The organism is Weissella minor, from assembly GCF_001437425.1.
GTDB classification, from domain to species: domain Bacteria; phylum Bacillota; class Bacilli; order Lactobacillales; family Lactobacillaceae; genus Weissella; species Weissella minor.
In genome coordinates this window covers 87437-113666 of the sequence record NZ_JQCD01000018.1, presented here as the reverse complement: position 1 = coordinate 113666, position 26230 = coordinate 87437, and the positions used below count along the sequence as shown (strand labels likewise).

Below are 26230 nucleotides of genomic sequence, written 5' to 3'. Positions count from 1 at the left end.
CACCTCCCATCTTAATTATGCATGTAACTGCTTTTGCCATTCATTAATTTTTAGCATGGCATCTAATGGTGTCAAACTAGCTAAGTTCAAGTTATCAACCTCTTCCAACACTGCTTGTGAAACTGTATCCGCCTCAATTTGGAATAAGTCCAATTGTTGCTCCGCATCATCTGCAAGCTCGGCGTCCGGCACATTTTCTGGTACATATGCAGTCGCCGGTTCTGCTAACTTGGGTTCACTTTCATTTGCGACAGTGACTTCTTGTTGTTCCAAACCAGTCAAAATCTGTGTTGCTCGGTCAATCAAGTCATCTGGTAATCCGGCAAGTTTTGCCACATTAATTCCATAACTTTGATCCGCGGGCCCTTCTAGAATTTTGTGTGAAAAGATTAATTCACCATTTTCTTCGTTGGCACCCACATGAATATTTCGCAAATGTGGCAGTGTCTCTGCCAGTGCCGTAAGTTCATGATAATGCGTTGAGAACAGTGTCTTTGCTTGCGTGTGCGCATGAACGTATTCAATAATTGCTTGCGCCAAAGCCATGCCATCATAGGTTGCTGTTCCACGTCCCAACTCATCAAACAAAATTAATGAGTGTTTCGTTGCATTTTGCAAAGCCGTATTAGCTTCAGCCATTTCGACCATGAAGGTTGAATTACCCGAAATCAAATCATCTGCCGCACCAATTCGCGTAAAGATTTGGTCAAAAATTGGCAGCTTTGCTGATGTTGCCGGTACAAATGAACCAATTTGCGCCATCACCACGGTTAGCGCTAATTGACGCATATACGTTGATTTTCCAGACATATTTGGTCCGGTAATGAGCAAAATTAAATCATCTTGACTCATCGTCACATCATTAGCAACATAACTTTGATGCCCCAGGACTTTCTCGACAACTGGATGCCGTCCATCTTTAATGTCAATCACTTGGTCAGTTGTTAATTCTGGACGTACAAAGTGGTAATCTTCTGCAACTGTTGCTAAAGCCAATAGCACATCTAAAGTAGACACGGCTGCAGCTAAACGTTGCAAACGTGCAATATTTGATTTAATCGTATCGCGTACTTCAACGAACAAGCGATATTCTAAATCACTTGATTCTGTCTGCGCTTCCAAAATTTCCTGTTCGCGCTCCTTTAATTCAGGTGTAATAAAACGTTCCGCATTAACCAAAGTCTGCTTACGCGTATAACGCTCTGGATCAAGCTTATCAATATTAGCTTTAGTCACTTCAATGTAATAACCAAAGACTTTGTTATACCCAATTTTAAGTGAATTAATGCCCGTTGCTTCACGCTCACTTGCTTCTAAATCAGCCAACCATTGTTTTCCATTGGTTGTGACACTGCGATACTGATCTAATTGTGCATTAAAACCATTTTTAATGACGCCACCTTCAGTAACTGAAATGGGCGCATCATCATCGATGGCATCCGTAATTAATTGTTCTAAGTCTGGAACTGGATCAATTTGCTTAATGAAATCACCAAAAATATGCGTATCTAATTGCTCTAATGCTGCAATGATTGCTGGCAAAGCCCGCAAAGAATTACGTAATTGCAAAAGATCACGGCCATTTGCCGTCCCATAGGCAATTCGTCCTGCCAAACGTTCCAAGTCATAGACACTTTCCAACTGTTCTTGTAACGATGTACGCGTAAAATATTCATCCACAAAAACGCCAACTTTATCATAACGTTGCTCTAAACTGCTTTGATCTAACAAAGGTTGTTCAAGCCATTGTTTAAGCAAACGGCCACCCATAGCAGTCTTTGTATTATCCAATAACCACAATAAAGTTCCTGAGCGCTTCTGTGTCCGAAGGTTCGTTGTAATCTCCAAATTAGCACGAGAATTACGATCCATCTTTAAAAATTGGGCCACTTCATAAGGTTGCGCAATTTTTAAATGATCAAGGGAACGTTTCTGCGTTGTAAACAAATAACTCAACAAAATGCTTGTTGTTTGCTCTTCTAATTTATCCGTTAATTCTTGCGTCAAATATGAAATTTCAGCGTTATTCAATAATTCAGTTTGCTTAGATTGCATAATCCCGAGATTCGTTAATGATGCGGTTAAATCATCTGGTAAAGTCGCATCAGTCACAATTTCTTTCGTCTCTAAACGACTCAACTCATTCAAGACCGCATTAACGGCTTCAACTCGGGTCACTTTTAATTCACCCGTTGATAAATCAGCGTATGCTAATCCAAAGCCGGTTTGCATCGATAAGGTGCTGATGCCCACCAAATAATTGTTTTCTTTAGAGGCTTCGGCCGTATCTTTCATGCGCGTTCCGGGCGTTACGAGTTGCACGACTTCACGCTTAACCATACCTTCAGCATCCGCCGGATTTTCCATTTGTTCAACAACCGCGACTTTGTACCCTTTATCAACTAAAATGTCGATATAATTTTGTGCTGCGTGATGTGGTACACCGGCCATTGGAATTGGATTTTCGGAATTTTTATTACGTTGCGTCAAGGTCAATTCAAGTAACTGTGACCCTTTAATTGCATCGTCGTTGAACAATTCATAAAAATCACCTAAACGGTAGAACAAAAACGCATCTGGATACTGCGCTTTTATTTCATTGTATTGAACCATCATTGGTGTTGTGGTTTGTTTCTTAGCCATAATTCCCCACTTTCTCTAATCCAGTTAAAAAGGAAAAAACGCCCACCGGTTGTTAATACCAATAAGCGTCACGTTCCCTATTCATCATCCTTCAACATATCTGCAAGACCAGCTAAAGGTGTATTCTTTGCATCTGGATCTTCAGCTTTGCGTGCCTCATAGGCGTCTTCTGAGATAACTTCCCAATCTTTACCAGCGGGCATATCATCTGAGTTTTTTTCTGCATCCGTCAAAACTTGCATTGGAATTGACACCACAATGGTTTCCATAATTGCTTCTGAAAAATCAACCAAATCATAATCAATCAAGATAATCGTCTCATCGTCTTCATAACGGTCAGCATGACTCTCTTCTTGAATATAAATTTCATCCATATCTGTTTCCAATGGTAAAGCAACTGGTTCAAGTGAACGACTTGAAGGCGTTGTTACCGTTGTTTCAATATGGAAGTGTACCATCACGTCATCACGATCGGCTTGAATAAAACCAGTCACATGTACAGGTTCAATATCTAAAACAATATCAGAAAACTTTTCTAACATTGCTGCCTTCACGTCTAGTGTTTCGTCAACTTGTAACGGCTCGGTCTTATAATTTTGTAATTCTGCAAAATGCCATTTCATTTTAAATTTACCTCTCATAGTAGACTGGAATTCTTCCAGTATCCTGTACTGCTCCCGGTGTTTTTTCAAAATAATGATATAACGCACCGGCGCGATAATCTAACTTCAGGATACCATTTATTTCATCTTGACTCACGCGATTAATCACGGGCAAAGTGAATTGATCGCGTTGTTGTTTTACATATTTACGGCCTAATTGATCCATCCCTAAAAAGCGTATATACGGTTGCTGTAAAGCTGTCTGCATTTCAACATGCGTGACATTTAAAATTGTATATAACAAAGAGCGTTGGAGTCGAGATTGTGTATACCGTTTTGATTTAAAATCAGTTAATAGTTCTGTCATGGTGGTGTAATCGTGGCGCTCAATCAAAGCATGCAATCGATAAGCAAGGCCATCATTTAACTGATAAATTTTTTCTAGTTCGTCCACAGGTGTCGTTTTAACTTTATAAAGCAAGGCAGCTAGCCATACCGTATCAAATGATTTTACTGCCGGACCTTGTGTTAATAACAGGGCCCCTTCATCAGACATAAAGCGTTTTAAAACTGCATGATCAGTTGTTGTCGCTTGCCGACGCAAAGCAGTTGCACTTGCAATGTCATTAGCCGTATTCAAGGTTTGATCATGATACTGTGCTTGTTGCCGTTGAATTGGTAACAGACGCACTTTTGATTCTAAGTTCAACGCTAACACAGCTTGTGCATAGGCTAAGCCTAGTAAATCATTCGGATGATCAATTCTAAATCCAACAATGGTTTCCACAACATCATTAAATTGTGTGGCATACGTTTGGGAATAGTCACCGGTAAAATTTTGAGTATCATTCAGCGCTGCTTGAGCTTGCTTAGCAATTGCCAGAAAATCTAACGTTGCGTGCTCTGCACCAAATACAATGGATGACACACCCATATCCGCCAAGAGTCTGACCGCCCCCATTGCAAAAATATGAGCTGGTTGCACCGCAAAAGCAAACGGTAATTCGGCCAGCAAATTAACACCACCGGCCAATGCTAATTGCGTCCGGTCCCATTTATCAAAAACAGCCGGTTCACCACGTTGAACATAGTTACCACTCATGACCGCTACCACCACATCCGCTCCAGAAACCGCCTTTGCCTGTTGTACATGATATTTATGACCATTATGAAATGGGTTATATTCTGTGATTAATCCGACTGCTTGCATAAATTATGAACCTTTCGTGGCATTAAAGAACCATCGCGTTGCATGCTCTGTATCCTTTGAACGACCAAAATCAGCTGTCACTTCAATATTTGTGAATCCAACTTTTTCTAACAGATCAACATAAACCTTTAAATCATATGTCTTTTCCGTATGAATTTCTTGAAGTTGACGATAACCATCAATTTCTTCCTCATACACAAAGAAAGTTAATTCGTGTTCAACTGTATGTGTTTCACCTTCAATCCCAAATGATGACCACATAAATGCCGTTTCCTCATCGTGCCAATTATACATATAACCAGGGTAAACATCGTCAGTCTGAATTGGGGTGATGACATCAAATAAGAATTGGCCATCTTTTTCTAGATGGTCATAAACTTGTTGGAATGTTTGGGCTAATTCATGCTCATTTTTAAGATAATTCAATGAATCCGCAAAACATGTGATTGTTTGAAATGTTAAATCTAAGTCAGACCATTCACGCATATCACCTTCAATTAAAGGTAAATCAATTTGTGCATCTTCGGCATGGGTCATGGCCAGCTTCAGCATTTCCGGTGACAAGTCAAAATTGAATACTTCTGGGAAACCAGCTTGCTTTAACATGACGGCTAAACGTCCGGCACCACCAGCTAATTCTAATAAACGACCATCTGGTTGTTTAATCGCAGCTTTGGCATAGTCAAACCAGTCTTGATAAGCTGATTCATCAAAAAGTTCGTCATAAAGCGCTGCAAATGTCCCGTAATTCATTAGAATGACTCCTCATCAATCCAATCAGCAATATCAATTTCAGGTGCATCGCCCCATAACTTTTCTAAGTTATAGAAATGACGGACATCATTTTTGAAGATATGCACAATCAAATCACCGTAATCCAAGAGCACCCATTGCCCCTCACGACGGCCTTCTTGACGTGTTAATTCAAATTCAGCTTTTTCCATCTGGTCAGCAATTTCATCAGCAATCGCCAAAACTTGACGTTCTGTCGGTGCTTGCATGATTAAATATTCATCAGCGATAAAGCTAATACCTTCTAAATCAAGCGCCACGATATCTTCTGCACGCTTACTATCTGCGGCTTTTACCGCTACTTCTAACATTTGTGATTCTGCCATATCTATTTTGTACTCCATCCATTGTATGTTGTAATTGTTCCCGGATAAATTCGGCCCTGCTTTGCCAAAAGATATTGCAAGGTATGGGTTGTTTGCCAACCAACACTTGCCCCTAAATCTTCAAAAGCAAGTTGGCGTACTTCAGCAACGCCTGGGAAGTCTCGACCCATTTCAATATAATCTGCCATATAAACCACTTGGCTTAACTGCGTCATATAGGCCGCACCGGTTGTATGTTGTCGCATAGCATCTAAGATGTCTTGGTTATGAATTCCAAGCTCATCATGGACTAATTCAGCACCCACGACTCCGTGCCACAAATAGTTCCCCCATTGCTTTAAGTCGGGGTCCAACTTTTTTTCAGCTATGACGGCTAAGAAATCGGCATCTGAACGCTCTTTAGCATAGTCGTGGACCAACGCAGCAATTGACGCTGTCTCTAAATCAACATCCCATTTTTCGGCAAGGTTCAACGCCATTTGTTCAACGCGTAAAATATGCTCAAAACGTTTATTTGAAACTTGTGTTTTCACGGCTTCAATTAACGCTTCACGACTACCCGAAAAAATACCTTCTGTATAAATTGGTGCTTCTACATCTTTAATCATTTAAATATAGCCCCTTTTCAAAAATGTATGCCGCTACTAAGTCCGGAATCATGTATCGGACGCTACGATGACGCTCGACGCGGTCACGCACATCAGTTGAGCTGATTTCCATATTTGGAATGCGCACCCATTCAACTGGGTAGTCACTCTCAACCGGGCTGCCCCCACGATTAACGCCAACAAATTGAACTAGCTTTAGTAAATCATCAATTCGATACCATTTTGGTAAATAAGCCACTTCATCCCCACCAATAATGAAATAATATTGCGTGTTGGGATGCATTGCCTTCAATTCAACCAAGGTATCATATGAATAGCTTTTACCACCTCGGGTGATTTCACTCAGTTCAATATCAAATTGACTGTTACCTTGAATAGCTGCTTGAACCATTTGAACACGATCAACTGGGTCAATGGCTTCTTTATGATCAACATGTGGTGGAATCGCATTTGGCATAAACATGACTTTGTCTAGTCCTAATTGATCTGCAACCTGTTCCCCAATCATTAAGTGTCCAAAATGAGGTGGATTAAATGTCCCACCTAAAATTCCAATCCGTTGAATGGTTTCATCCGGAACCTGTTCAGTTTCTGTCTCCAGCTGCGTTGTCATTTGCATGTATCAATCCTCTGAATACTAGCGCCTAAATATTACGAACTTCTGCTGAATAACGACGACGATCTTTATCGTTTGATTCACCAAAAAGAACTAATGTGTGTCCAATTGATTGCACGACTTGAATGTCTGAGTTTTCTTCAATAAATTGCTTTAATTCATCAACCGTAACATCTGAATTAGGCAAAATATTTACCTTAAACAATTCACGCTTATCAATCGCATCGCTTAATTGATCCAACCAATTTTGCGTTAGTCCTTGCTTACCAATACTAAATAGTGGACGCATATCATGTGCTGATGCACGTAAATACCGTTTTTGCTTACCTCTAAGTTCAATCATTATTAAATCATCGCCTTTCGTGTCAAAACAGATACACCTTTAGGGGCCCATGCCGCAACAATTGCATTGGCTGGAACTGTTAACCAACCTAATCCATCAATGACGATATCTGTTTTTTGTGTTGTTTTAAATTCGTGTCTTTGCAAAGGTGGTAAATCATCTAAATGATCAGCTTCTGGTGGTGCCAAAAGTTCACCTGCATGTTGTTGATAGAATGCATCCGCTTTTTCTAATTTTGTACGATGCAACATCAAGTTATTTTCAAAATAAGCTGTGAAGCCACCTTTATCACCTTGCATATAATCAAAACGAGCTAATGCACCGGCAAAAATCGTCTGCCCAGCATTTAATTGATATGTGCGTGGCTTTAACTCTTTTTGTGGTGAAACGTATTTCAAATCTTTAGCCGTCAAGTAATGGGCCATTTGGTCTTGATGAATAATTCCTGGTGTATCAATAATTGCTGATTGCTCATCCAAAGGAATTTCAATGCGATCCAATGTGGTCCCTGGGAAACGTGATGTCGTAATGACATCTTGACGTTCACCAGTTACTTCTTTAATGATTTGGTTAATCAAAGTTGACTTACCAACATTCGTAACGCCGACGACATAAACATCACGGCCTTTACGATAGCGTTCGATTAAATCAAGCAAGGCTGGAACATCATCCCCATTTTTACCTGATGTCAGTGCAATTTCATCTGGACGTAATCCGGCAATATTCGCTTGTTGCCGCATCCAATCTTTGATTTTTGATCGACGTAATGAACGTGGCAAAACATCAATTTTATTTCCAACCAACAGAATGGGATTATCACCAACAAAACGATGTAATCCTGGAATTAATGACCCTGAAAAGTCAAACACATCCATCACGTAAACAACCAATGAATCAGTCCCTGAAATTTGGTCCAAGAGACGACGGAAATCATCGTCCGTTAAATTAACTGGTTGGATTTCATTATAATGACGCAAACGGAAGCATCTTTTACATAAAATTTCTTCGTTTTCAAACCCTTTTTTCAAGGCTGACATTGGTGTATAGCCAATTTCGTCAGGTTCAGTTGTTTGAATTTGTGCCCCACAGCCAATACAACGTAAATCATCTGCCAAATATGCAGCAATTTCTTCTTCACTAATCAATTGATGTCCTCCAAGTCATGTCTGGGTGTTGCTTAGCAACACGCTTTTTCACCCCTTTTTCCAAAAAGCGGTTGATTTTTGTATTCCACTGGTCTGTTTCAAGCAAAGGTTTAACTAAGATACTACGCATTTTAGCGCGGTTCGCACCACAAATATCCGTCAAATATTGATCGCCAACCATTACCACTTCATCAACTGTTAAGTTCAAACGTTCCATGGCTTCCTTCAACCCCTTTGTATTTGGCTTAAAGGCACGTGATACAAATGGTAAGTTCAATGGATCAGCGACACGTGCAACGCGCTCTGCTGAATTATTTGAAACAATCATAACGGTAATTCCATCAGCTTGCATCTCATCTAACCAATCATGTAATTCTTCAGTCCCATCTGGGTTGTTCCAAGCGACTAAAGTATTATCTAAATCAGTTAAAATTGCTTTGATTCCTTTTGCATGAATTTGTTCTGGTGTTAAATGGTAAATCGCATCTAACATCCACGTTGGTTTAAATGAATCTGTCATTTTTTATCCCTTTATTGTCTATAGTCTTAGTACTCATTATACGCTAATTTCATCAGACACGAAAGCATTCCAAAACGTTAAAAAACCGATGGTTTGCACCATCGGTTTTTAGACACATTAATTATTCTGCACGGTCTGCATTATAATTCTTTGTACCAACTTTTTCATCACCCAATTCAATGAAATCGTATGACAATTTGTTGTTACGTTCAAATTCTGCCAAACCATAATTGATAATTTCATCAATCAAGTCTGAATAACTAAGACCTGAAACTTCCCACATTTGTGGATAGAGTGAAATATTTGTAAATCCTGGCAAAGTATTTGGTTCACCCAAGTAAGGCACATTATTCTTATCAACTAAGAAGTCCATACGTGTCAAGCCAACCAAGCCAAGGGCTTTATAAGCATCCAAAGCCATTTGTGTAATTTCATTTGCTAAGTCATCTTCAACTTCAACTGGCAAGTCAAAGACCACCCCTGAAGCATCAACGAACTTATTATTGTAGTCGTACCAAACATCTTCCTTTGGTACCACAACCGCACCAAGCTTTGAGGCCCGTGGCTCTTCATTACCTAAGATTGAAATTTCAATTTCCCATGGTTGGTCAATTGACGCTTCCACAAGCACCTTATAGTCATATTGAAGCGCATCAGCCACACCAGCTTTGAATTCTTCTTCGTTTGTGACACGATGAATTCCAACTGATGAACCTTGCTTAGCCGCCTTAACGAACATAACTGATGTGCCAACTTCCTTAACCATATCGGCATAAGTATAGTCTTGGTAGTTTTGGTCAGTCAACAAGAAGTACTTTGTGTTACGTACGCCTGCTTGATTCAAAATACGCTTTGTTAAGTCCTTATCAAAAGCAAGCGCTGAAGCAGTAACACCTGCTCCAATATGTGGCTTCTTTAGCAAACGGAATAAGGCTTGCAATGTTCCATCCTCACCCAAGTTACCATGAACAACTGGGTAGAATAAATCAATATCCTTCAATTCTGTCAACGCCATAATCGGTGCTAGTGGATTACTCAAATCCATCTTAGCCTTAGCTGCTTCAACAATTGGTCCTTCAGGTTCCCCTTGTAGAACACGCATTGAATCTTCAGGCGTCATCATAATCCCATCTTTTGAGATCAAGAAGACAGAGACATCATACTTGTCCTTGTCCATTGCTTCAAAGATGTTTAATGCTGAACGTTTTGAGACATCATGTTCGGAAGAATTTCCACCGAACAACATGGCGATATGTAGTTTATCTGACATAACACTTATTCTCCTATCATTGAATAAAATTTTTTCACACGAACGAGTTTTGAAACTTAAGTATACCACGACTTTTCACAAAGTATGTGGCAAAACTAGAAAAAATTCATATCTCTTAAGTAATTACTAATATTTTCCGGCAATTGACTTTGTAGTTGTAGGGCTTGCCATAAACGTTTTTTGTTGTAGAAACGATTCCAGCCAGCAAGCGTCGTCGGCTCTTGATTTTGCACAAACTGTTGGCGCATTTGTTTGAGCTGTAATAAAAAGTAATCAGCATATAACGAATTAACCTTAACAAGGTTAGTCAAATAACCAGCCAACCGTTGTTCCTCACCCATTGTCAAAGGCGTATCCAATCGCTTGTAGCGTTCTAACATCACTGTCATTAAGAATATTTTATCCATTCGAACCACTTGGTTATCGAATGTTAACGCATCTAAAATATGTCCAATATGAAAATACGTTCTGAACCATCCCTGTTCATCATCAAAACCACGTGTATCTGTCTCAAATAATAAATAGGTTGCTAATAACATAATCATGTCTTCATAATCAGCTTTATCCATCGCAACCGGTTGTTCCCATAATTTCAAAATGGCCAATAGGCACACATTAAAAGAACGCAAAAACACACCATTATTCGCGTTTTCTGTAATATGAAAAAACAAAACCTCTGGTCGCAAGATATGCTTTTGTAGAATACCAATTTGATCTGTCGTCAATATTTGATTTTGAATTAATTGAACCAAGACCTTCAAGCAAGCTTCTTCGCGAATTTCGGGGCGAACTTGCCCCAAGCCATTCACTAAAATCGCTAATTCATCATCTGAAATACTTTCTAATTCATCTTCTAAGAGACTATGTTGAATCTCTGAGCTCAGTTCAATAATCGCTGTTTCTTCACTGTGAGATAACTGTGCCACTGTGGTTACCGCAGTTTTAGCTGGATTCATCAATCAATTTACCAATCCGTATCCCTAATGATTTATATAAAGCACCATCCAACATTGCTTGTCGCAAATCACCAAGCTGTTGTTGTGCAAAGTGTATGGTTTCTCTAGTCATAGAATCCCCTTCCAACATAACGTCAGTGACCAGTATACCAAATAAAAAAGCCCGTTGAGTAACGAGCTTTAAAAGTAACTATTCTTTTAAATGATAGTAATACATTGACACAATCACATTGCGATTTGCTAATGCATTATGCAAACGGACACTATTCTGATTATGCAACGCATTTTGCCAAGAATGTTTAGGCACAAATCGTGGAATCAAAATGGTCAAAGAGTGATTTCGTTGTTCAGCACCCTTGCTGATTTCATCCACAAAACGAACTGCTGGTTCAGTAATTGAACGATATGAAGAATGGATATCCACATAACGCACATCTGGGAATTCACGTTTAAATTCTTCACTTAATTTATGTTCTTTCTCAGGGTGCGAGTCAAAGGATACGTGCATTGCAATCACTAAGTCCCCAATTGATTTTGCATAATCAACAGCCTCTGCTGTCACCTTGGTTAAATTAGAAACCATCACAATCACCGTTGAGCCAGTATACGCATGACGTTTAACCGGTTGTTCTGAAATAATTCTTAATTGCTTAGCAACTAAATGATAGTGCCGGTGAATTCTCAAGAACACACTAATCAACAATGGCATGATAATGAAGTATGGCCAAACTGATCCAAAATGCAAAAGCATCAATGACACGACTAAGAAGGCAGAAATGACTGCACCGACAAAATTAATCATAATTTTACCAGGCCAATATCCTTCACGCTCACGCAACCAATGAATAATCATCCCTGATTGTGAAAGCGTAAATGGGACAAATACGCCAATCGCATACAGTGGAATCAAACGTTCAATCGACCCATTAAAGATAATAACGAGGACAATCGCCCCAATCGCTAATGAGACAATCCCATTCGAATAACTCAAGCGATCACCTTTATCTAAGTAAATGTGTGGCATGAATTTATCTTTAGCTAAATTATAAGCTAATTGCGGAAAGGCCGAGAAACCGGTATTCGCCGCAACAGCCAAAATTAAGGCCGTTGAAATTTGGAAAATGTAAAATAGCGGTCCGCGCCCGAAGGCTTTTTCACCAATTTGTGATAACAAGGTGACATGCGCATTCGGTACTAACCCAAACCAATAAGACATAAAGGTAATACCACCGAAGAATAGCCCCAAAATTACCGCCATAATCCCCAAAGTTGCTGCTGCATTTTTAGCCTTTGGTTCTTTAAAATTAGGCACCGCATTTGAAATGGCTTCAACTCCAGTTAATGAAGATGACCCACTTGAAAACGCCCGCATGAATAACAAAGGTGTTGCACCAACAAATGTCGTGCCAACTGCTGCCGTAGCCTGATATTCAACCTGCCCGGTAATAATATTATAAAAACCAAACCCAATCAACAAAAGCATCATTGCGATAAAGAAATATACTGGCACCACTAAAAATGTGGCAGATTCACGTAACCCGCGTAAATTAATTGCCATTAACAACAAGATCATTAAAATGGCAATCCCCACGGAATAGGGACGTACGGCTGGAATTGCTGATGTAATCGCTTCTGTCCCTGACACAACCGAAACGGCCACGGTCAACATATAATCAACCAGTAACGATCCGCCAGCCACTAAGCCAGCTTTTTGGCCCCAGTTTTTCGAGGTCACCATATAGGCACCACCACCACCAGGGTAAGCCCGTATAATTTGGCGATATGATAAAACAATCGCCGCCAACAAAATCAACACTAAGCCGGCAATTGGCAACTGCCACCATAATGCCGCGGTTCCAACCGCTAACAAGACTGCTGTAATTTGTTCAGTTCCATAAGCAACTGATGAGAGCGCATCCGAAGATAACAATGCTAACGCTTTTGTTCGCGTCAACTGTTGTGACCCTTCGTCTAATGTTTTAAGCGGCTTACCAATGAGTAACCGCTTTAAAAAACGCCACATTTTCCTACCCCACCTTAGACTATTTCATATTTTCTTAACACGGGCTATTGTAGTGCTAAACGTCCCCCTTGTCTATGCTTCTTTTTTTATTTTTTTCAAAAAAAAACACCAAACAAATTGTTTGGTGTTTTAGCTTTATTTTTATTGATTAAGCTTACATCATTCCGCCCATACCAGGTTGTGCGGCAGGGGCTGCAGGTGCATCATCATGTGGTTGTTCAGCAACAACTGCTTCTGTTGTTAATAGTAGTGCTGAAACAGAGGCCGCATTTTGCAAAGCCGAACGTGTCACCTTAGTTGGGTCAACAATTCCAGCAGCAATCATATCAACCCACTCACCAGTTGCAGCGTTAAATCCAGTTCCTTGTGCTTGTGACTTTAATTGGTTAACAATCACAGAACCCTCAACACCAGCATTTTCAGCAATCTGGCGGACAGGCTCTTCAAGAGCACGCTTAACAATGTTGATTCCTGTTTGCACATCACCCTCTTCAGAAAGTGCTTCAACAGCAGGAATTGCATTAACCAAGGCCGTTCCACCACCAGCCACGAAACCTTCTTCAACAGCGGCACGCGTTGCATTCAAAGCATCTTCAATGCGGTACTTACGTTCCTTTAATTCAGTTTCAGTTGCAGCACCGACGTTAACCACGGCAACACCACCAGCTAACTTAGCCAAACGCTCTTGTAACTTTTCACGATCAAAGTCAGAAGTTGTTTCAGAAATTTGCTTCTTCAACAAATCAACACGTTCAGCAATAGCTTCCTTAGATCCATCTCCTTCAACAACTGTTGTTGAATCCTTTGTTACGGTAACCTTAGCAGCTTGTCCCAATTGTGAAATCGTGGCATCCTTCAAGTTTAAGCCAAGATCATCAGTAATCACGGTACCACCAGTCAAAATGGCAAGGTCTTGTAATTGTTCCTTACGACGATCACCAAAGCCAGGTGCCTTAACCGCAACAACGTTAAATGTTCCACGCATCTTATTCAAAACAAGGGTTGGCAAAGCCTCACCAGTAATGTCATCAGCAATAATCAAAAGTGAACGACCTTGCTCAACAACACCTTGCAACAATGGCAAAATATCTTGAATATTGGCAATCTTCTTATCAGTAATCAAAATGTAAGGATTGTCCAAAGCAGCTTCCATTTTGTTTTCGTCGGTAACCATGTATTGTGACATGTATCCACGATCAAATTGCATACCTTCAACAACATCTAATGTTGTTTCAATCCCCTTTGATTCTTCAATGGTAATGACTCCGTCATTACCAACTTTTTCCATCGCTTCGGCAATCAATGAACCAACTTCTTCATTAGCGGCTGAAATTGATGCAATTTGAGCCACTTCATCCTTAGTTGAAACCGTCTTTGACATATCATGAAGTGAACTAACCGCAGCATCTGTTGCTAATTCAATTCCACGACGTACACCAACTGGGTTAGCACCAGCTGTGACATTCTTCATACCTTCATTAACAATGGCTTGTGTCAATACCGTTGCTGTTGTTGTTCCGTCTCCAGCAATGTCATTTGTCTTTGAAGCAACTTCTGATACCAACTTAGCACCCATGTCTTCAAAGTGATCTTCTAGTTCAACTGACTTAGCAATTGTCACACCATCATTGGTAATTGTAGGTGCGCCGTAGCTTTGTTCAATAACAACATTGCGTCCCTTTGGTCCAATGGTTGTCTTAACTGTATCAGCAAGCTTATCAACACCAGCTTGCATCTTTGAGCGTGCATCTTCAGAAAACTTAATATCTTTTGCCATAAGTATCCACCTCTATTTTTAATTCAATTTCTTTTTTATTATTTCAATTTTTGGATTGATTGTTTAAATTAGACAATCGCAACGATGTCCTTTTCGTGTAGGACCAAGTAATCTTCACCATCGACAGTAAGCTCTGAACCAGCATACTTGTCAAAAATCACTTCATCACCAACGGCTACTGCTTGAGGCGCTGTTAATTCACCAATTGTGTGTTCTGAAACAGCAACAACGGTTCCTTTAACTGACTTTTCTTGAGCATTTGAAGCAATAAAGATGCCACCAACACTTTGTTCTGGCTCAGCTTCAACTTGTAATACAACACGATCTCCTAAAGGCTTAATCATTATCAAGTAACCTCCAAACATTTTCTATTAATAATTTTAGCACTCTTTATATTTAAGTGCTAATCAACACTATCTATATTAGCACATTGGTTATAAAATGCAACCGCAATTAAAAAAAAAGACGGAAATTCGAATTGAATTTCCATCTTAAAAATAATCTAAAAAAACCACCTTAGGCATGCTTATCTTTCCGTTAGCACCAGACTCATTCTAGCAACGGCATAAGATGCCAGACCAATCATCACAATTGTTGCCAATAATGTCAATGCAATAATCGGTCCTTTGGCAACCGGTGTATCAAACACAACGGATCTAATTGCATATAATTGATAAGTTAATGGGTTAAAGTAACCAATCACCTTAATAAAAGTTGGCACATTTGAAATCAAATAAAACGCTGGTGCTGTAAAACCCAATGGCGTAATAATGAATGAAATAATCGCATCCCGCCGTTGATAATCGTTAATTTTAATGGTAATCAATGCCGCAATGGCCGTCCAAAAATATAAAACAATAATCACAACACCAATCCCAGCCAAATAATTAACTAGGCCGATAGCACTACCAAACAAACGTGCAATCAAATACAGTACGATGGATTGGATGAAAATACCAATCATCGGATATACACTCATCCCAATAATATAGTAAAAAGGTGAGACACCACTCTGACGTTTTAATGCGAGTAACCCATATCTTTTATCAATGGTAATGCGATAAATGGCTTGCGTCATCTGAGAAATAATTAATATTCCCAAAATTCCAGTTAATGCATAATCGGCATACGCGATTGACTTACCGGCATAGTCGACTTTTGACACAAAATTATTTATCCCGAGCACAATAAAAATGTAATACAAAATCGGTTGCACTAATTGAGAAATAATTAACCCTTTATTACGGAAGAAGGCTTTCAATTCATTGTTAACAATAATTTTTAAGCCCTTCATCCCCAGATAATGCTGGGTTCTAAATTGATTGGGTTTCATTCAATTGTCCCCCTTTGCCGATAATGTAGATATAAATCGCGCAAAAACATGCTTTCCTTGTCGATTGCTTCAATCCTAAAGAAAGGTTCAGTCAACTGAAATAATTGGGTTAAATCACAATCTTGATTCAAAATGAAACGGTACTGCAGGCTTTCTAAGGGCACCACCTCAACATCAGCAGTCATCAATTGTGCAATGACATTCGGCCCAATCGCCTGATTAACTGTCACCTGATAACTTTGCTTGGGTGTGTGCTCGTCTAAAAATTGTTGTAAATCACCGGCATATAAAATCTCGCCGGCATCAATCAAGACGAGTTTATTACAATAGGTTTCTAATAAATTCAAATCATGTGATGACACAAAAACGGCTTTGCCTTGCGCCGCTTCATCTCTTAAAAAGGACAGCAGATAATTTGACGTATCTGCGTCTAAACCAGTTGTTGGCTCGTCTAGCAAATAAAAATCAGGTTGATGCACAATGGCACGTGCAATCTGTACCCGTTGTTGTTGCCCACCTGACAGTGCATCAACCGGCTTATTTTTAAGGTTCGTAATATTTAGCAAGTCTAAAGCTTGCTGCGTTAACTCTCGGCCCCGCTTTGCCTTAATGCCAGCTAATTGACTCCCTAAGTAAACATTATCCCAAACGTTTGTATACCAATCCATAACCTGTGATTGCGCTGAAAAACCAATGGTTGAAAATAAACGTTCTTCAATAAAACTTTGGTCAAATTCAACCGTGCCACTAGTTGGCTCTTGAATCCCCGCAATAATATTGAACAAGCTCGATTTACCGGCCCCATTATGACCCACTAAAGCAACAATTTCGCCCCGGGCAATCGACAAATTAATGTCTTTTATCGCAAAATGATTGTCATACTTCAAACTAATATTTTTTATTTCTAGGATATCTTTTTTCATTATTCAACCTCCAAGTTAAGGTTTTCATAGTGCTTTTATCCACCCTAGACGCTTATCTAAACAAACGCCTTTATACTTCTAATTCTTCCACAGCCATTGATAAATCGGTCCAACGCTCTTCTAATTCAGCCAAGTTATCATCAATCCCTTGCGCCTCATTGGAAAGTTCGGTTAACTTGGCGACATCTGTTGCCAAGTCAGGATCATTTAATTGCGTACTCAAACTTTCTTTTTGACTTTCCAGTTCAGCAATCTTATCTTCAACCGCCGTCAATTCACGCTGCGCCTTTCGTAATTCTCTTTGACGCTGCTTACGATCCGCCATCTCAGTCTTGCTCTTTTGTTCGTTGGTTACGTCAACCGGCTCAGACGCATTTGCTTGTGCTGCAATTTCGGCTGGATCAACCCGCTTTTCAAGATAATAATCATAATCGCCATCAAAGAAATTCGTCCCAGTCGGGGTTAATTCAACAATTTCTGACGCGACTTCATTAATAAAGTAACGGTCATGCGACACGAAGAAGATTGTTCCATTGTACTCATTCAATGCTGTTTCCAGCACTTCACGTGAATCAATATCCAAATGATTCGTCGGTTCGTCCAAAATTAAGAAATTAGCAGATTCCATTGATAATTTTGTCAACAATAAGCGAGCACGCTCGCCTCCCGATAATGCAGAAACCTTTTTATCAACAGCCTCACCACTAAACATGAATGAACCCAAAATTGAACGAATATCTTTTTCTGGTAGTAATGGGTGTTCATCCCAAATTGTTGCTAAGACCGTCTTCTTTTCATCAAGCGTTTGTTGCTCTTGATCATAATAACCAACCTTCACATTAGCACCTAGTTTAATATCACCACTGATAATCGGAATTTGCTTCAAAATCGTCTTAATTAAAGTTGATTTACCAACACCATTCGGCCCCACTAATGCAACCGCATGTTGTTTATCCACTTCAATATTAACTGGATCGGCCAACACCGTTAGTGGATCATAGCCTAATGTTAAATCATTAACCCGTAAGACTTCATTTCCAGACTCTTCTTTCGCTGAAAATGTAATGTGCGCAACCCCAGTTTCATTCTTAGGTGGTTCAATTTTTTGCATGCGCTCCAACTGCTTACGACGTGACCGGGCACGCTTTGTCGTTGAAGCTCGGACAATATTTTTAGCCACAAAATCCTCTAACTTCGCAATCTCACCTTGTTGCTTATCATAGGCTTTTTGCTCGGATAGAATCTTCACTTCTTTTTCATGCATAAACTGGCTATAGTTACCCGTATAATGATCCAAAACACCGGAATGCATATCGTAAATTTCATTAACCACGCGATCTAAGAAATAACGGTCATGGGAAACAATCAAAAGTGCCCCTTGGTAGTTTTGCAAATATTGCTCTAACCAGGCCAATGTTTCCATATCCAAATGGTTTGTTGGTTCGTCTAAAATCAACAAATCTGGTGTTTCCAACAATTGCTTAGCAATGGCTAAACGTGTTCGTTGTCCTCCCGATAAGGTTGAAACTTTTCGATCATAGAATGATTCATCAAAGCCAAACCCGTGTAATACACCCCGAATTGTCGCATCATAGGCATAACCATTCATTTGTTCAAAATCATGTTGTGCTTGATCATAATTTGCTAACAATTTTTGATAACTTTCACTCTCATAATCATCAGCAGACGCAATTTGCGCTTCCATTTCACGCATTTGCGCTTCCAATTTAATGACTGCATCAAAAGCAGTTAACATTTCATTGTAAACAGATAAATCAGAATCAAGGCCTGAATTTTGTGCCAGATAAGCTAGCTTAATGCCTTTTTTCATTGAGACTTCCCCTTCATCAGGTTGTGTCTCCCCAATCAACATTTTCAATAAAGTTGATTTACCGGCACCATTGCGGCCCACTAAACCAATGCGCGCCTTATCGCCCACTTGCATTGAAATATGCTCAAAAAATGTGACCCCACTAAAGCGGCGTGCCACATCACTTGCTTGTAAAATAATCATTTTATCACCTAATTAATTCGTTTAATTGCTGCTCGTACTTCTGAAACAAAATAAAGGGACCCGGTAAAAATAACAGGTGTGTCAGGTTCAGAAGCTTTCAATTCAGCATATTGTTTTTGCCAATCATAGGCATACGAAATACCCATCTCTTTTTGTAAACGCGCTACGACATGTTCATCAATATCTTGCCGTTGGTGTGGCGCCTCAAAATGAACGACACACACATTGGCATTTGGAATACCGCTAAGCATCTTCAGCATGGCTTCAAAATTTTTATCGTTCAGAATACCGACCATAATATGCATGGGGGCTTGGCTAAAGCGCTCGGTTAGCGTTGTTTGCAAAGCTTGAATCCCTTGTAAATTATGAGCGCCATCAATAATCGTCAATGGTGCATCAGAAATCTTTTCAAAACGTGCTGGCCAAGTAACTTGGGCTAACGCTTGTCGCACAATATCATCAGTTATCTCAATGCCCAATTGCGGGGCCACTGCCAATACTGTTTCAAGGGCCACGCTGGCATTGACTTGTTGATATTCACCCGTCAAAGCTAATTGAATATCTGTTATATCTGCGAGTCCTGAAAAATCAAAGCGTTCACCGAACTGTTGCTGTTGGGTTGACCCAACTCGCTGGAAATCACGACCATATGCCAAGACTGGCGCAGATAATTGTTGGGCGCGTGTTCTAATCACGTTATCAGCATCTGCCGATAACGGCCCAATGATAACCGGTCGATTAGCTTGGATAATGCCTGCCTTAGCTTCAGCAATTTGCGCAATCGTATCACCAAGCACCTTCATATGATCCAAACCGACACCTGTAATCACAGCTGCTAACTTATCAGGGATGACCTCCGTCGTATCCCAGGTGCCGCCAATCCCAACTTCCAAGATAACCACATCTTGAGCTTGACGTTGAAAATAGACAAACATCACCGCCGTTAGCGTCTCAAACTCAGTTGGCCCACCTTCTGGTAATTCTTGATCCAATCGCTCCGTAATCGGTGCAACTGTTTGAACCGCTTCTAACAACGCCTGATCTGAAATCATCCCCGCATTATCTTGAATCCGTTCGTTAAAACGTTCAATAAATGGTGATGTGAACGTCCCAACGCGTAAACCAGCTGTCCGCAAAATTTGCGCCATCATCTTACTGGTTGACCCTTTACCATTTGTTCCAGTGACGTGAATATACTGATTCTCTAATTCTGGATGGCCAAGTTCGGCAAGTAAGCGTTCAATTCGACTAAATGAAGCTGTTTTTAACCACTTATGTCGACCATGAATATAAGCAATTGCATCGTCAACTGTTTTTAATTTCACCATATGCGCATCCCCTTAACTGACATGAATAGCTCTATCGTACCATGAATTTTTTTATCCGCCTACTATCCATTTAGACGCAAAAAAACTCGCATGTGCGAACACATCCGAGTTTATTGTTTAAGCATTTTGTGCAGCTTCTAGTTCTTCCAAACGGGCTTGAGTTGTTGCCAACTTTTCTTCCCAATCTGCCAACTTCTCACGTTCAGCATTAACAACTGCTTCTGGTGCTGAGTTAACAAACTTATCGTTTGACAACTTACCTGAGCTACGCTTAACTTCACCAGCAAATTTCTTAGCTTCGTCACGTAGACGTGCAATTTCATCTGCAATATCAATCAATTCAGCCAATGGTACATACACTTGCGCACCTGAAATTGCCTTAGTCATCGCTAATGTTGGTGCATCAATATCAGCAGCAATGGTCAATGCCTTAGGCTTTACAAAGCGGTTGATATAGTCTGCATTTTCATTGAAAATATGTTGCAATTGTGCATCTTCAGTTTGAATCAAGACATCAACGGCTGTTGACATAGGTGCATTCGCTTCAGTACGAATTGTACGAACAGCAGTAATCAAATCAACTAAGCTTTGGAAATCTGCTTCGGCTTTAGCATCATCTAATTGCGCATCAACTTCAGGGAAATCAGCGACCATTATTGAATCAAAAGCGTGGACTGGCATATCCAAATAAATTTCTTCGGTAACGAAAGGCATAATTGGGTGCAACAAACGCAATGTTTGATCCAAAACATAGGCCAATACTGATTGAACTGTTTGCTTTGCCGCTTCATCGGAACCATTCAATGTTTCCTTGGTCATTTCAATATACCAATCAGCGAAATCATTCCAAATAAAGTTATAAAGCGCACGTCCAGCTTCACCAAATTCAAATTTGTCAAAGTTCTTCAAAACAGAGTCAATTATCTTATTCAAACGTGACAAGATCCAACGATCCGCAAGTGATAATGCATCTCGATTTTCTGGCAAGGTTGGTGCTGTATCAGCATCTAAGTTCATAATAACGTAACGTGATGCATTCCAAATCTTATTAATAAAGTTCCATGAAGCATCCATCTTTGCGTATGAGAAACGCATGTCTTGACCTGGTGTTGAACCAGTAGCCAAGAACCAACGCAAAGCATCAACACCATACTTATTAATAACATCCATTGGGTCAATTCCATTACCCAATGACTTTGACATCTTACGTCCTTGTTCATCACGAATCAACCCATGAATCAAAACATCCTTAAATGGACGCTTACCTGTGAATTCCTTTGATTGGAAAATCATACGTGACACCCAGAATGGAATAATGTCATAACCTGTTACAAGTGTATCAGTCGGGAAATAACGTTGGTAATCGTGCGCATCCGTATCAGGCCAACCCATTGTTGAGAACGGCCAAAGGGCTGAAGAGAACCACGTATCCAAGACGTCTGAATCTTGTTCCCAATTTTCAGCATCAGCTGGTGCTTCCATCCCAACATACATTTCACCAGTTTCCTTGTGATACCAAGCTGGAATTTGATGTCCCCACCAAAGTTGACGTGAGATAACCCAATCATGAATGTTCTCCATCCAACGTGTGTACGTACCTTCAAAACGTGATGGATTGAAAGTAACCTTATCTTCTGGATCATCTTGCATTGCTAAGGCTTGTTCTGCTAATGGTTGCATCTTAACGAACCATTGCGTTGAAAGACGTGATTCAACTTGAACACCTGTTCGCTCTGAATGACCAACAGCGTGTACAATTGGTTCAATGTTTAGCATATAATCGCCAGCTTCTAAGTCAGCAACCATCGCCTTACGCGCTTCAAAACGGTCCATACCATCATATTTACCAGCATTTTCGTTCATTGAAGCATCTTCATTCATCGTGTTAATGCGTTCCAAATCATGACGATTACCAACCGCAAAGTCATTTGGGTCGTGGGCTGGTGTAATTTTAACCATTCCAGAACCAAATTCAGGGTCAACATACTCATCAGCAATAATTGGAATTTCACGGTTAACAAGCGGTACCAATACCTTCTTGCCAACTAATTCCTTATAACGCTCATCACTTGGATGCACCGCAACAGCGACGTCACCAAACATTGTTTCTGGACGAGTTGTCGCAATTTCAATATATGATTGACCATTAAAGGTCTCATTCTCATCAACGAATGGGTACTTAACATGGTAAAAAGCACCTTCATCGTCTTCGTGAATCACTTCAATATCTGACAAAGCAGTACGAGCCTTAGGGTCCCAATTGATAATGTATTCACCACGATAAATCAAATCTTTATTATATAAATCAACAAAGACTTTGCGGACAGCATCTGATAAACCATCGTCTAATGTAAAGCGTTCACGTGTATAGTCAACAGAAATCCCCATCTTTTTCCATTGCTCATGGATTGTTTCAGCATATTCATTCTTCCAATCCCAAACTTGGTCAATAAACTTATCGCGACCTAAGTCATAACGTGAAATACCTTGCTCAGCTAAACGTTGTTCAACTTTTGCTTGTGTGGCAATTCCAGCATGGTCCATACCAGGAATCCAAACTGTATCAAAACCTTGCATCCGCTTTTGACGAATCAAAATATCTTGCAACGTCACATCCCATGAATGGCCCAAGTGCAACTTTCCCGTCACATTTGGTGGTGGAATAACAATTGAATAAGGGCGGGCCTTTTCATTCGCTGAAGGTTGGAAACGCCCCTCTTCGTGCCACTTATCATAGCGTCCTGCTTCAACAGCAGACGCATCATACTTACCAGGCATATCTATTTCTCGCATAATCTACTCCATTCTATTAATTATTAAGCATAAAAAAAGTCCCAACCACATCTAATTGATGTGATCAGGACGAGTTCATTCGCGGTACCACCTGATTTAGGATTTTAAAAATCCCATCTCATTCTAAGACTTAACGCGTCTATCACGTTACTAACTACTAACCTTTCACTAGTAAAGCCCACTAACTACCTTCAATTTAATCTTATTTGTGGCTCACACCGCTTCCACATTCGCTGATAATCAAGAATTAAATTTACTTTTTAGTGCATTGCTATGCCTGTTATTTTACTGATTTTAACGCTTAAATGCAAGCGCAATTTATGCAAATAACATTTCAGCTGCACCAAACAAGAAGTAAGCTCCATAACCTAACATAATCAAACCGGAAACAACATTCACAATGACAAAAGCACGCTTTGACAAATTATTTTTAAATAAATTAACTAAAACAGTCACAAAAGTAAACCACAATGAGGTTGCAATCAAAACACCGATAATAAATGGCATCACATCAGCATCAGGAAGTTTTGCACGCGTTGCTCCTAACATTAAACTACCATCAACAAGCGCTTGTGGATTAGCCCAAGTCACAATAAAGGCGGTAATAAAAGCGGTTTTTATTGATAATTTATTTTCTTCCGCATTCAGACTAACTTGATTTGCAGAACGTAAAATCGTCCAGCCAATATAAATTACTAAGCAACCGCCTAAAATCATCACGACCAACTTCAAAAGTTCATTCGAATTGATGATTGCACCCATTCCAAAGTACGCGACAATCGAAAAAGATGAATCCGCTAACCATACAAAGAAGACATATAACATGGCTCTTTTAAATGTGTTATTCACCGCATTATTAAATACATATAAATTTTGCATTCCAATTGGGGCAATAAATGCAAATCCCAAAATCATCCCACTAATTACTGCTGACATTTTATCTCAAAATATCCTTTCTATTTTCTTCATAAAAAAAAGCAACTTTTATCAAGTCAACCTTGTTAAAAGTTACTGTCTAATTGCATTATTTTCCAAACATTTTACCGAAAACGCGTGCAAAAAAACCTTTCTTTTTAGCTTTCTGTTCCCGTGCAGGCTTCGCTTTATCACTATCAGCTGCTGATTTTTCTTCAGAGTCGTCATCGAGTCCATCAAATTCACCAACTTCGAAAATATCATCAGCCTTTGCTTTAGCTTCTGCGGCGGCTTTCGCTTTAGCATCCGCGTCTGCCTTTGCTTTGGCTTCTGCGGCGGCTTTTGCTTTAGCATCCGCGTCTGCCTTTGCCTTGGCATCTGCTGCAGCCTTTGCTTGAGCATCCGCGTCTGCCTTTGCTTTGGCTTCTGCGGTAGCTTTCGCTTTAGCATCCGCGTCTGCCTTTGCCTTGGCATCTGCTGCAGCTTTCGCTTTAGCATCCGCGTCTGCCTTTGCTTTGGCTTCTGCGGTGGCTTTCGCTTGAGCTTCTGCTTCTGCATTTACTTGTGCTTCTGCTTCGTCCGCGCCTTCCACACCTGCTGTTACTTGTGCTTCTGCTTTAGCATCTGCGCCTGCCTTTGCATTGGCATCTGCGGCGGCTTTCGCTTGTGCTTCTGCGTCTGCCTTCGCCTTGGCATCTGCGGCGGCTTTCGCTTGTGCTTCTGCGTCTGCCTTTGCTTTGGCATCTGCTGCGGCTTTCGCTTGAGCTTCTGCGTCTGCCTTTGCCTTGGCTTCTGCGTCGGCCTTCGCTTTAGCTTCTACCTTGGCTTGAACTTTTAACTCTGCCTTAGCTTTAGCTTCCGCTGCCGCCTTAGCTTTAGCCTCTACAGATTCTGATTCTGCAATTGCCGTTGACTTTGAATTCAACAATGATTCATTCGATGCATCATTAACTTGATTTCGCTGTTGGTACTCACTAATCATTTCATCGGTTAAGATGGGAATTGGTTGTGTCTTTGAAGTAACACCTAAAGTCACACTGTTCTTTCCGCTCTTTTTAGTCTTGTGATTATAACAGAACAGTTGAATTTGTTCTGATAAAACATCATCCGGAATAACCATTTCAAACTCTTGGTTTTGATCAACAACCACTTCAATTTCTTCACCCAATAAATTCATTGAGACCGTTGTGTCTGGTTGATTGACGTGTCCTTCCAAGAAACGCTGACCGTCACGCGTAGAAATAACCCCAGTAACAACTGGCGCTGGCATTTCAATTTGTGCTTCAACCATCCCAACAATTTGACCTTGTTCAATTGCGGTGATTACAAGCGTTCCGCTTTCTAGGTCTCCCTTAATTTTATGTATAAAGTCCCCATTTTCGTCGGAAACAACTGTTTCTGCCCGACCATCTGGATAAGTCACTTGAATTTCAAGTCCCGAGCGATTAATATTTCCAATCACGGTCGTACCCAAACTGTTCGTCAATGTAGACGCAATTAAATTTAAACTTTCATGATTTTCGTTCATATTTTAGGGCTCCATTAATATTAATATCTACTGATATTATACACGTTTTTTGATTATATTAAAGATAACAAAAAGAATGACTAAATACTTTAGTCATTCTTTAGTTATTGATTAACTTTTTGCAACTAATACATCCACTTTCGCATTGCGAACAACATATTCGGTAACCGAACCGATTAACAAACGTTCAACGGCATTTAATCCAGTTGCTCCGATGACGATTAGCTCTGAACCGTATTTCTTTGGTGCCACATCAGCGATAACGCTTTTTGGTGCACCAAATTCAATACTATATTCAGCGCGAGCAACTCCAGCATCTTTAGCTTCTTTCAGATAAGTCTCAAGTGTTTCACGCGCACTGGCAGCAACTTGATCATACATGGTTGATTGGAAATCGCTGACATTTTGAAATGAACGTGTATCAATGACATGCACAATGTGTAACTTACTATTTTCCCCATTACGTAATGTGATTTGAATCGCCTTTTTCAAAGCGGCTTCTGCTTCTTCTGAACCATCGACTGGCACTAAAATACTTTGATAATTATCAATCATATCTAACCCC

24 protein-coding genes and 1 other annotated feature are annotated in these 26230 nt (G+C 40.1%); all 24 genes read right to left on the bottom strand.

Annotated elements, in window-relative coordinates:
- Nucleotides 1-15 precede the first annotated feature (15 nt).
- Nucleotides 16-2643, bottom strand: a complete 2628-nt coding sequence (gene mutS, locus IV67_RS02270; RefSeq protein ID WP_057786714.1) for a DNA mismatch repair protein MutS — start codon at nt 2641-2643, stop codon at nt 16-18.
- A gap of 77 nt (nt 2644-2720) precedes the next feature.
- Entirely contained in the window at nt 2721-3266 is a 546-nt protein-coding gene (locus tag IV67_RS02265) for a YceD family protein (protein ID WP_057786713.1), read from the bottom strand.
- Nucleotides 3267-3273: 7 nt separating this feature from the next.
- Nucleotides 3274-4455: a nucleotidyltransferase gene (locus IV67_RS02260; protein WP_057786711.1), complete on the bottom strand. Its 1182-nt coding sequence runs from the start codon at nt 4453-4455 to the stop codon at nt 3274-3276.
- Nucleotides 4456-4458: 3 nt separating this feature from the next.
- Entirely contained in the window at nt 4459-5208 is a 750-nt protein-coding gene (locus IV67_RS02255) for a class I SAM-dependent DNA methyltransferase (RefSeq protein ID WP_057786709.1), read from the bottom strand.
- Entirely contained in the window at nt 5208-5573 is a 366-nt protein-coding gene (gene rsfS / locus IV67_RS02250; RefSeq protein ID WP_057786706.1) for a ribosome silencing factor, read from the bottom strand. Before rsfS ends, IV67_RS02255 begins: the two co-directional genes overlap by 1 nt.
- A 2-nt stretch (nt 5574-5575) precedes the next feature.
- Nucleotides 5576-6181, bottom strand: a complete 606-nt coding sequence (gene yqeK, locus IV67_RS02245) for a bis(5'-nucleosyl)-tetraphosphatase (symmetrical) YqeK (protein ID WP_083486643.1) — start codon at nt 6179-6181, stop codon at nt 5576-5578.
- The gene (locus tag IV67_RS02240) at nt 6174-6794 is read right to left on the bottom strand and encodes a nicotinate-nucleotide adenylyltransferase (protein ID WP_057786751.1); all 621 of its coding nucleotides are present in this window, start codon (nt 6792-6794) and stop codon (nt 6174-6176) included. The genes yqeK and IV67_RS02240 overlap by 8 nt, the downstream gene beginning before the upstream one ends.
- Before the next feature lie 31 nt (nt 6795-6825).
- Complete coding sequence (locus IV67_RS02235; RefSeq protein ID WP_057786704.1) at nt 6826-7140, bottom strand: YhbY family RNA-binding protein; 315 nt, start codon at nt 7138-7140, stop codon at nt 6826-6828.
- Between the two features lie 2 nt (nt 7141-7142).
- Nucleotides 7143-8285, bottom strand: coding sequence for a ribosome biogenesis GTPase YqeH (gene yqeH / locus IV67_RS02230; RefSeq protein ID WP_057786703.1), 1143 nt, complete (start codon nt 8283-8285; stop codon nt 7143-7145).
- Nucleotides 8278-8805 carry a YqeG family HAD IIIA-type phosphatase gene (locus tag IV67_RS02225; protein ID WP_057786700.1) on the bottom strand — a complete coding sequence of 176 codons (528 nt, stop codon included), beginning with the start codon at nt 8803-8805 and terminating at the stop codon, nt 8278-8280. The genes yqeH and IV67_RS02225 overlap by 8 nt, the downstream gene beginning before the upstream one ends.
- Nucleotides 8806-8926: 121 nt before the next feature.
- The gene (locus tag IV67_RS02220) at nt 8927-10075 is read right to left on the bottom strand and encodes a D-alanine--D-alanine ligase family protein (RefSeq protein ID WP_057786698.1); all 1149 of its coding nucleotides are present in this window, start codon (nt 10073-10075) and stop codon (nt 8927-8929) included.
- A 95-nt stretch (nt 10076-10170) separates the two neighbouring features.
- Entirely contained in the window at nt 10171-11031 is an 861-nt protein-coding gene (locus IV67_RS02215) for a DUF2785 domain-containing protein (protein WP_057786696.1), read from the bottom strand.
- Nucleotides 11018-11143 (bottom strand): hypothetical protein, encoded by a 126-nt coding sequence (locus tag IV67_RS09550; RefSeq protein ID WP_269082757.1) that lies wholly within the window; start codon nt 11141-11143, stop codon nt 11018-11020. Before IV67_RS09550 ends, IV67_RS02215 begins: the two co-directional genes overlap by 14 nt.
- 78 nt (nt 11144-11221) lie before the next feature.
- Entirely contained in the window at nt 11222-13054 is a 1833-nt protein-coding gene (locus IV67_RS02210) for an APC family permease (RefSeq protein WP_057786694.1), read from the bottom strand.
- Between the two features lie 154 nt (nt 13055-13208).
- Nucleotides 13209-14831, bottom strand: a complete 1623-nt coding sequence (gene groL / locus IV67_RS02205) for a chaperonin GroEL (RefSeq protein ID WP_057786693.1) — start codon at nt 14829-14831, stop codon at nt 13209-13211.
- Between the two features lie 68 nt (nt 14832-14899).
- A complete protein-coding gene (locus tag IV67_RS02200) occupies nt 14900-15175 on the bottom strand; it encodes a co-chaperone GroES (RefSeq protein ID WP_057786691.1) in 276 nt (91 codons plus the stop codon).
- Between the two features lie 182 nt (nt 15176-15357).
- On the bottom strand, nt 15358-16164 hold the full coding sequence (locus tag IV67_RS02195; protein ID WP_057786690.1) for an ABC transporter permease: 807 nt from the start codon (nt 16162-16164) through the stop codon (nt 15358-15360).
- Nucleotides 16161-17087, bottom strand: a complete 927-nt coding sequence (locus IV67_RS02190; RefSeq protein WP_057786688.1) for an ABC transporter ATP-binding protein — start codon at nt 17085-17087, stop codon at nt 16161-16163. The genes IV67_RS02195 and IV67_RS02190 overlap by 4 nt, the downstream gene beginning before the upstream one ends.
- A 70-nt stretch (nt 17088-17157) precedes the next feature.
- The gene (locus IV67_RS02185) at nt 17158-19101 is read right to left on the bottom strand and encodes an ABC-F family ATP-binding cassette domain-containing protein (RefSeq protein WP_057786686.1); all 1944 of its coding nucleotides are present in this window, start codon (nt 19099-19101) and stop codon (nt 17158-17160) included.
- 8 nt (nt 19102-19109) lie between these two features.
- Nucleotides 19110-20429 carry a bifunctional folylpolyglutamate synthase/dihydrofolate synthase gene (locus tag IV67_RS02180; protein WP_057786684.1) on the bottom strand — a complete coding sequence of 440 codons (1320 nt, stop codon included), beginning with the start codon at nt 20427-20429 and terminating at the stop codon, nt 19110-19112.
- A gap of 117 nt (nt 20430-20546) precedes the next feature.
- Nucleotides 20547-23222, bottom strand: coding sequence for a valine--tRNA ligase (locus IV67_RS02175; RefSeq protein WP_057786683.1), 2676 nt, complete (start codon nt 23220-23222; stop codon nt 20547-20549).
- 62 nt (nt 23223-23284) lie between these two features.
- Nucleotides 23285-23500, bottom strand: a binding site (T-box leader).
- A 40-nt stretch (nt 23501-23540) separates the two neighbouring features.
- Complete coding sequence (locus tag IV67_RS02170) at nt 23541-24158, bottom strand: LysE/ArgO family amino acid transporter (RefSeq protein ID WP_057786682.1); 618 nt, start codon at nt 24156-24158, stop codon at nt 23541-23543.
- An 88-nt stretch (nt 24159-24246) separates the two neighbouring features.
- Entirely contained in the window at nt 24247-25665 is a 1419-nt protein-coding gene (locus tag IV67_RS02165; protein WP_057786681.1) for a hypothetical protein, read from the bottom strand.
- A 111-nt stretch (nt 25666-25776) separates the two neighbouring features.
- Complete coding sequence (locus IV67_RS02160) at nt 25777-26220, bottom strand: universal stress protein (RefSeq protein WP_057786679.1); 444 nt, start codon at nt 26218-26220, stop codon at nt 25777-25779.
- Between the last annotated feature and the right edge of the window lie 10 nt (nt 26221-26230).

What these genes read in the sequence shown, in the direction of transcription:
- IV67_RS02185 (WP_057786686.1), bottom strand. Translation starts at nt 19,101, where the DNA reads ATGATTATTTTACAAGCAAGTGATGTGGCACGCCGCTTTAGTGGGGTC.
- IV67_RS02165 (WP_057786681.1), bottom strand. Translation starts at nt 25,665, where the DNA reads ATGAACGAAAATCATGAAAGTTTAAATTTAATTGCGTCTACATTGACG.
- IV67_RS02235 (WP_057786704.1), bottom strand. Translation starts at nt 7,140, where the DNA reads ATGATTGAACTTAGAGGTAAGCAAAAACGGTATTTACGTGCATCAGCA.
- IV67_RS02160 (WP_057786679.1), bottom strand. Translation starts at nt 26,220, where the DNA reads ATGATTGATAATTATCAAAGTATTTTAGTGCCAGTCGATGGTTCAGAA.
- groL (WP_057786693.1), bottom strand. Translation starts at nt 14,831, where the DNA reads ATGGCAAAAGATATTAAGTTTTCTGAAGATGCACGCTCAAAGATGCAA.
- IV67_RS02220 (WP_057786698.1), bottom strand. Translation starts at nt 10,075, where the DNA reads ATGTCAGATAAACTACATATCGCCATGTTGTTCGGTGGAAATTCTTCC.
- IV67_RS02170 (WP_057786682.1), bottom strand. Translation starts at nt 24,158, where the DNA reads ATGTCAGCAGTAATTAGTGGGATGATTTTGGGATTTGCATTTATTGCC.
- rsfS (WP_057786706.1), bottom strand. Translation starts at nt 5,573, where the DNA reads ATGGCAGAATCACAAATGTTAGAAGTAGCGGTAAAAGCCGCAGATAGT.
- IV67_RS02195 (WP_057786690.1), bottom strand. Translation starts at nt 16,164, where the DNA reads ATGAAACCCAATCAATTTAGAACCCAGCATTATCTGGGGATGAAGGGC.
- IV67_RS02225 (WP_057786700.1), bottom strand. Translation starts at nt 8,805, where the DNA reads ATGACAGATTCATTTAAACCAACGTGGATGTTAGATGCGATTTACCAT.
- IV67_RS09550 (WP_269082757.1), bottom strand. Translation starts at nt 11,143, where the DNA reads ATGACTAGAGAAACCATACACTTTGCACAACAACAGCTTGGTGATTTG.
- mutS (WP_057786714.1), bottom strand. Translation starts at nt 2,643, where the DNA reads ATGGCTAAGAAACAAACCACAACACCAATGATGGTTCAATACAATGAA.
- IV67_RS02210 (WP_057786694.1), bottom strand. Translation starts at nt 13,054, where the DNA reads ATGTGGCGTTTTTTAAAGCGGTTACTCATTGGTAAGCCGCTTAAAACA.
- IV67_RS02180 (WP_057786684.1), bottom strand. Translation starts at nt 20,429, where the DNA reads ATGGTGAAATTAAAAACAGTTGACGATGCAATTGCTTATATTCATGGT.
- IV67_RS02240 (WP_057786751.1), bottom strand. Translation starts at nt 6,794, where the DNA reads ATGACAACGCAGCTGGAGACAGAAACTGAACAGGTTCCGGATGAAACC.
- IV67_RS02175 (WP_057786683.1), bottom strand. Translation starts at nt 23,222, where the DNA reads ATGCGAGAAATAGATATGCCTGGTAAGTATGATGCGTCTGCTGTTGAA.
- IV67_RS02265 (WP_057786713.1), bottom strand. Translation starts at nt 3,266, where the DNA reads ATGAAATGGCATTTTGCAGAATTACAAAATTATAAGACCGAGCCGTTA.
- IV67_RS02255 (WP_057786709.1), bottom strand. Translation starts at nt 5,208, where the DNA reads ATGAATTACGGGACATTTGCAGCGCTTTATGACGAACTTTTTGATGAA.
- IV67_RS02260 (WP_057786711.1), bottom strand. Translation starts at nt 4,455, where the DNA reads ATGCAAGCAGTCGGATTAATCACAGAATATAACCCATTTCATAATGGT.
- IV67_RS02215 (WP_057786696.1), bottom strand. Translation starts at nt 11,031, where the DNA reads ATGAATCCAGCTAAAACTGCGGTAACCACAGTGGCACAGTTATCTCAC.
- IV67_RS02190 (WP_057786688.1), bottom strand. Translation starts at nt 17,087, where the DNA reads ATGAAAAAAGATATCCTAGAAATAAAAAATATTAGTTTGAAGTATGAC.
- IV67_RS02200 (WP_057786691.1), bottom strand. Translation starts at nt 15,175, where the DNA reads ATGATTAAGCCTTTAGGAGATCGTGTTGTATTACAAGTTGAAGCTGAG.
- yqeK (WP_083486643.1), bottom strand. Translation starts at nt 6,181, where the DNA reads ATGATTAAAGATGTAGAAGCACCAATTTATACAGAAGGTATTTTTTCG.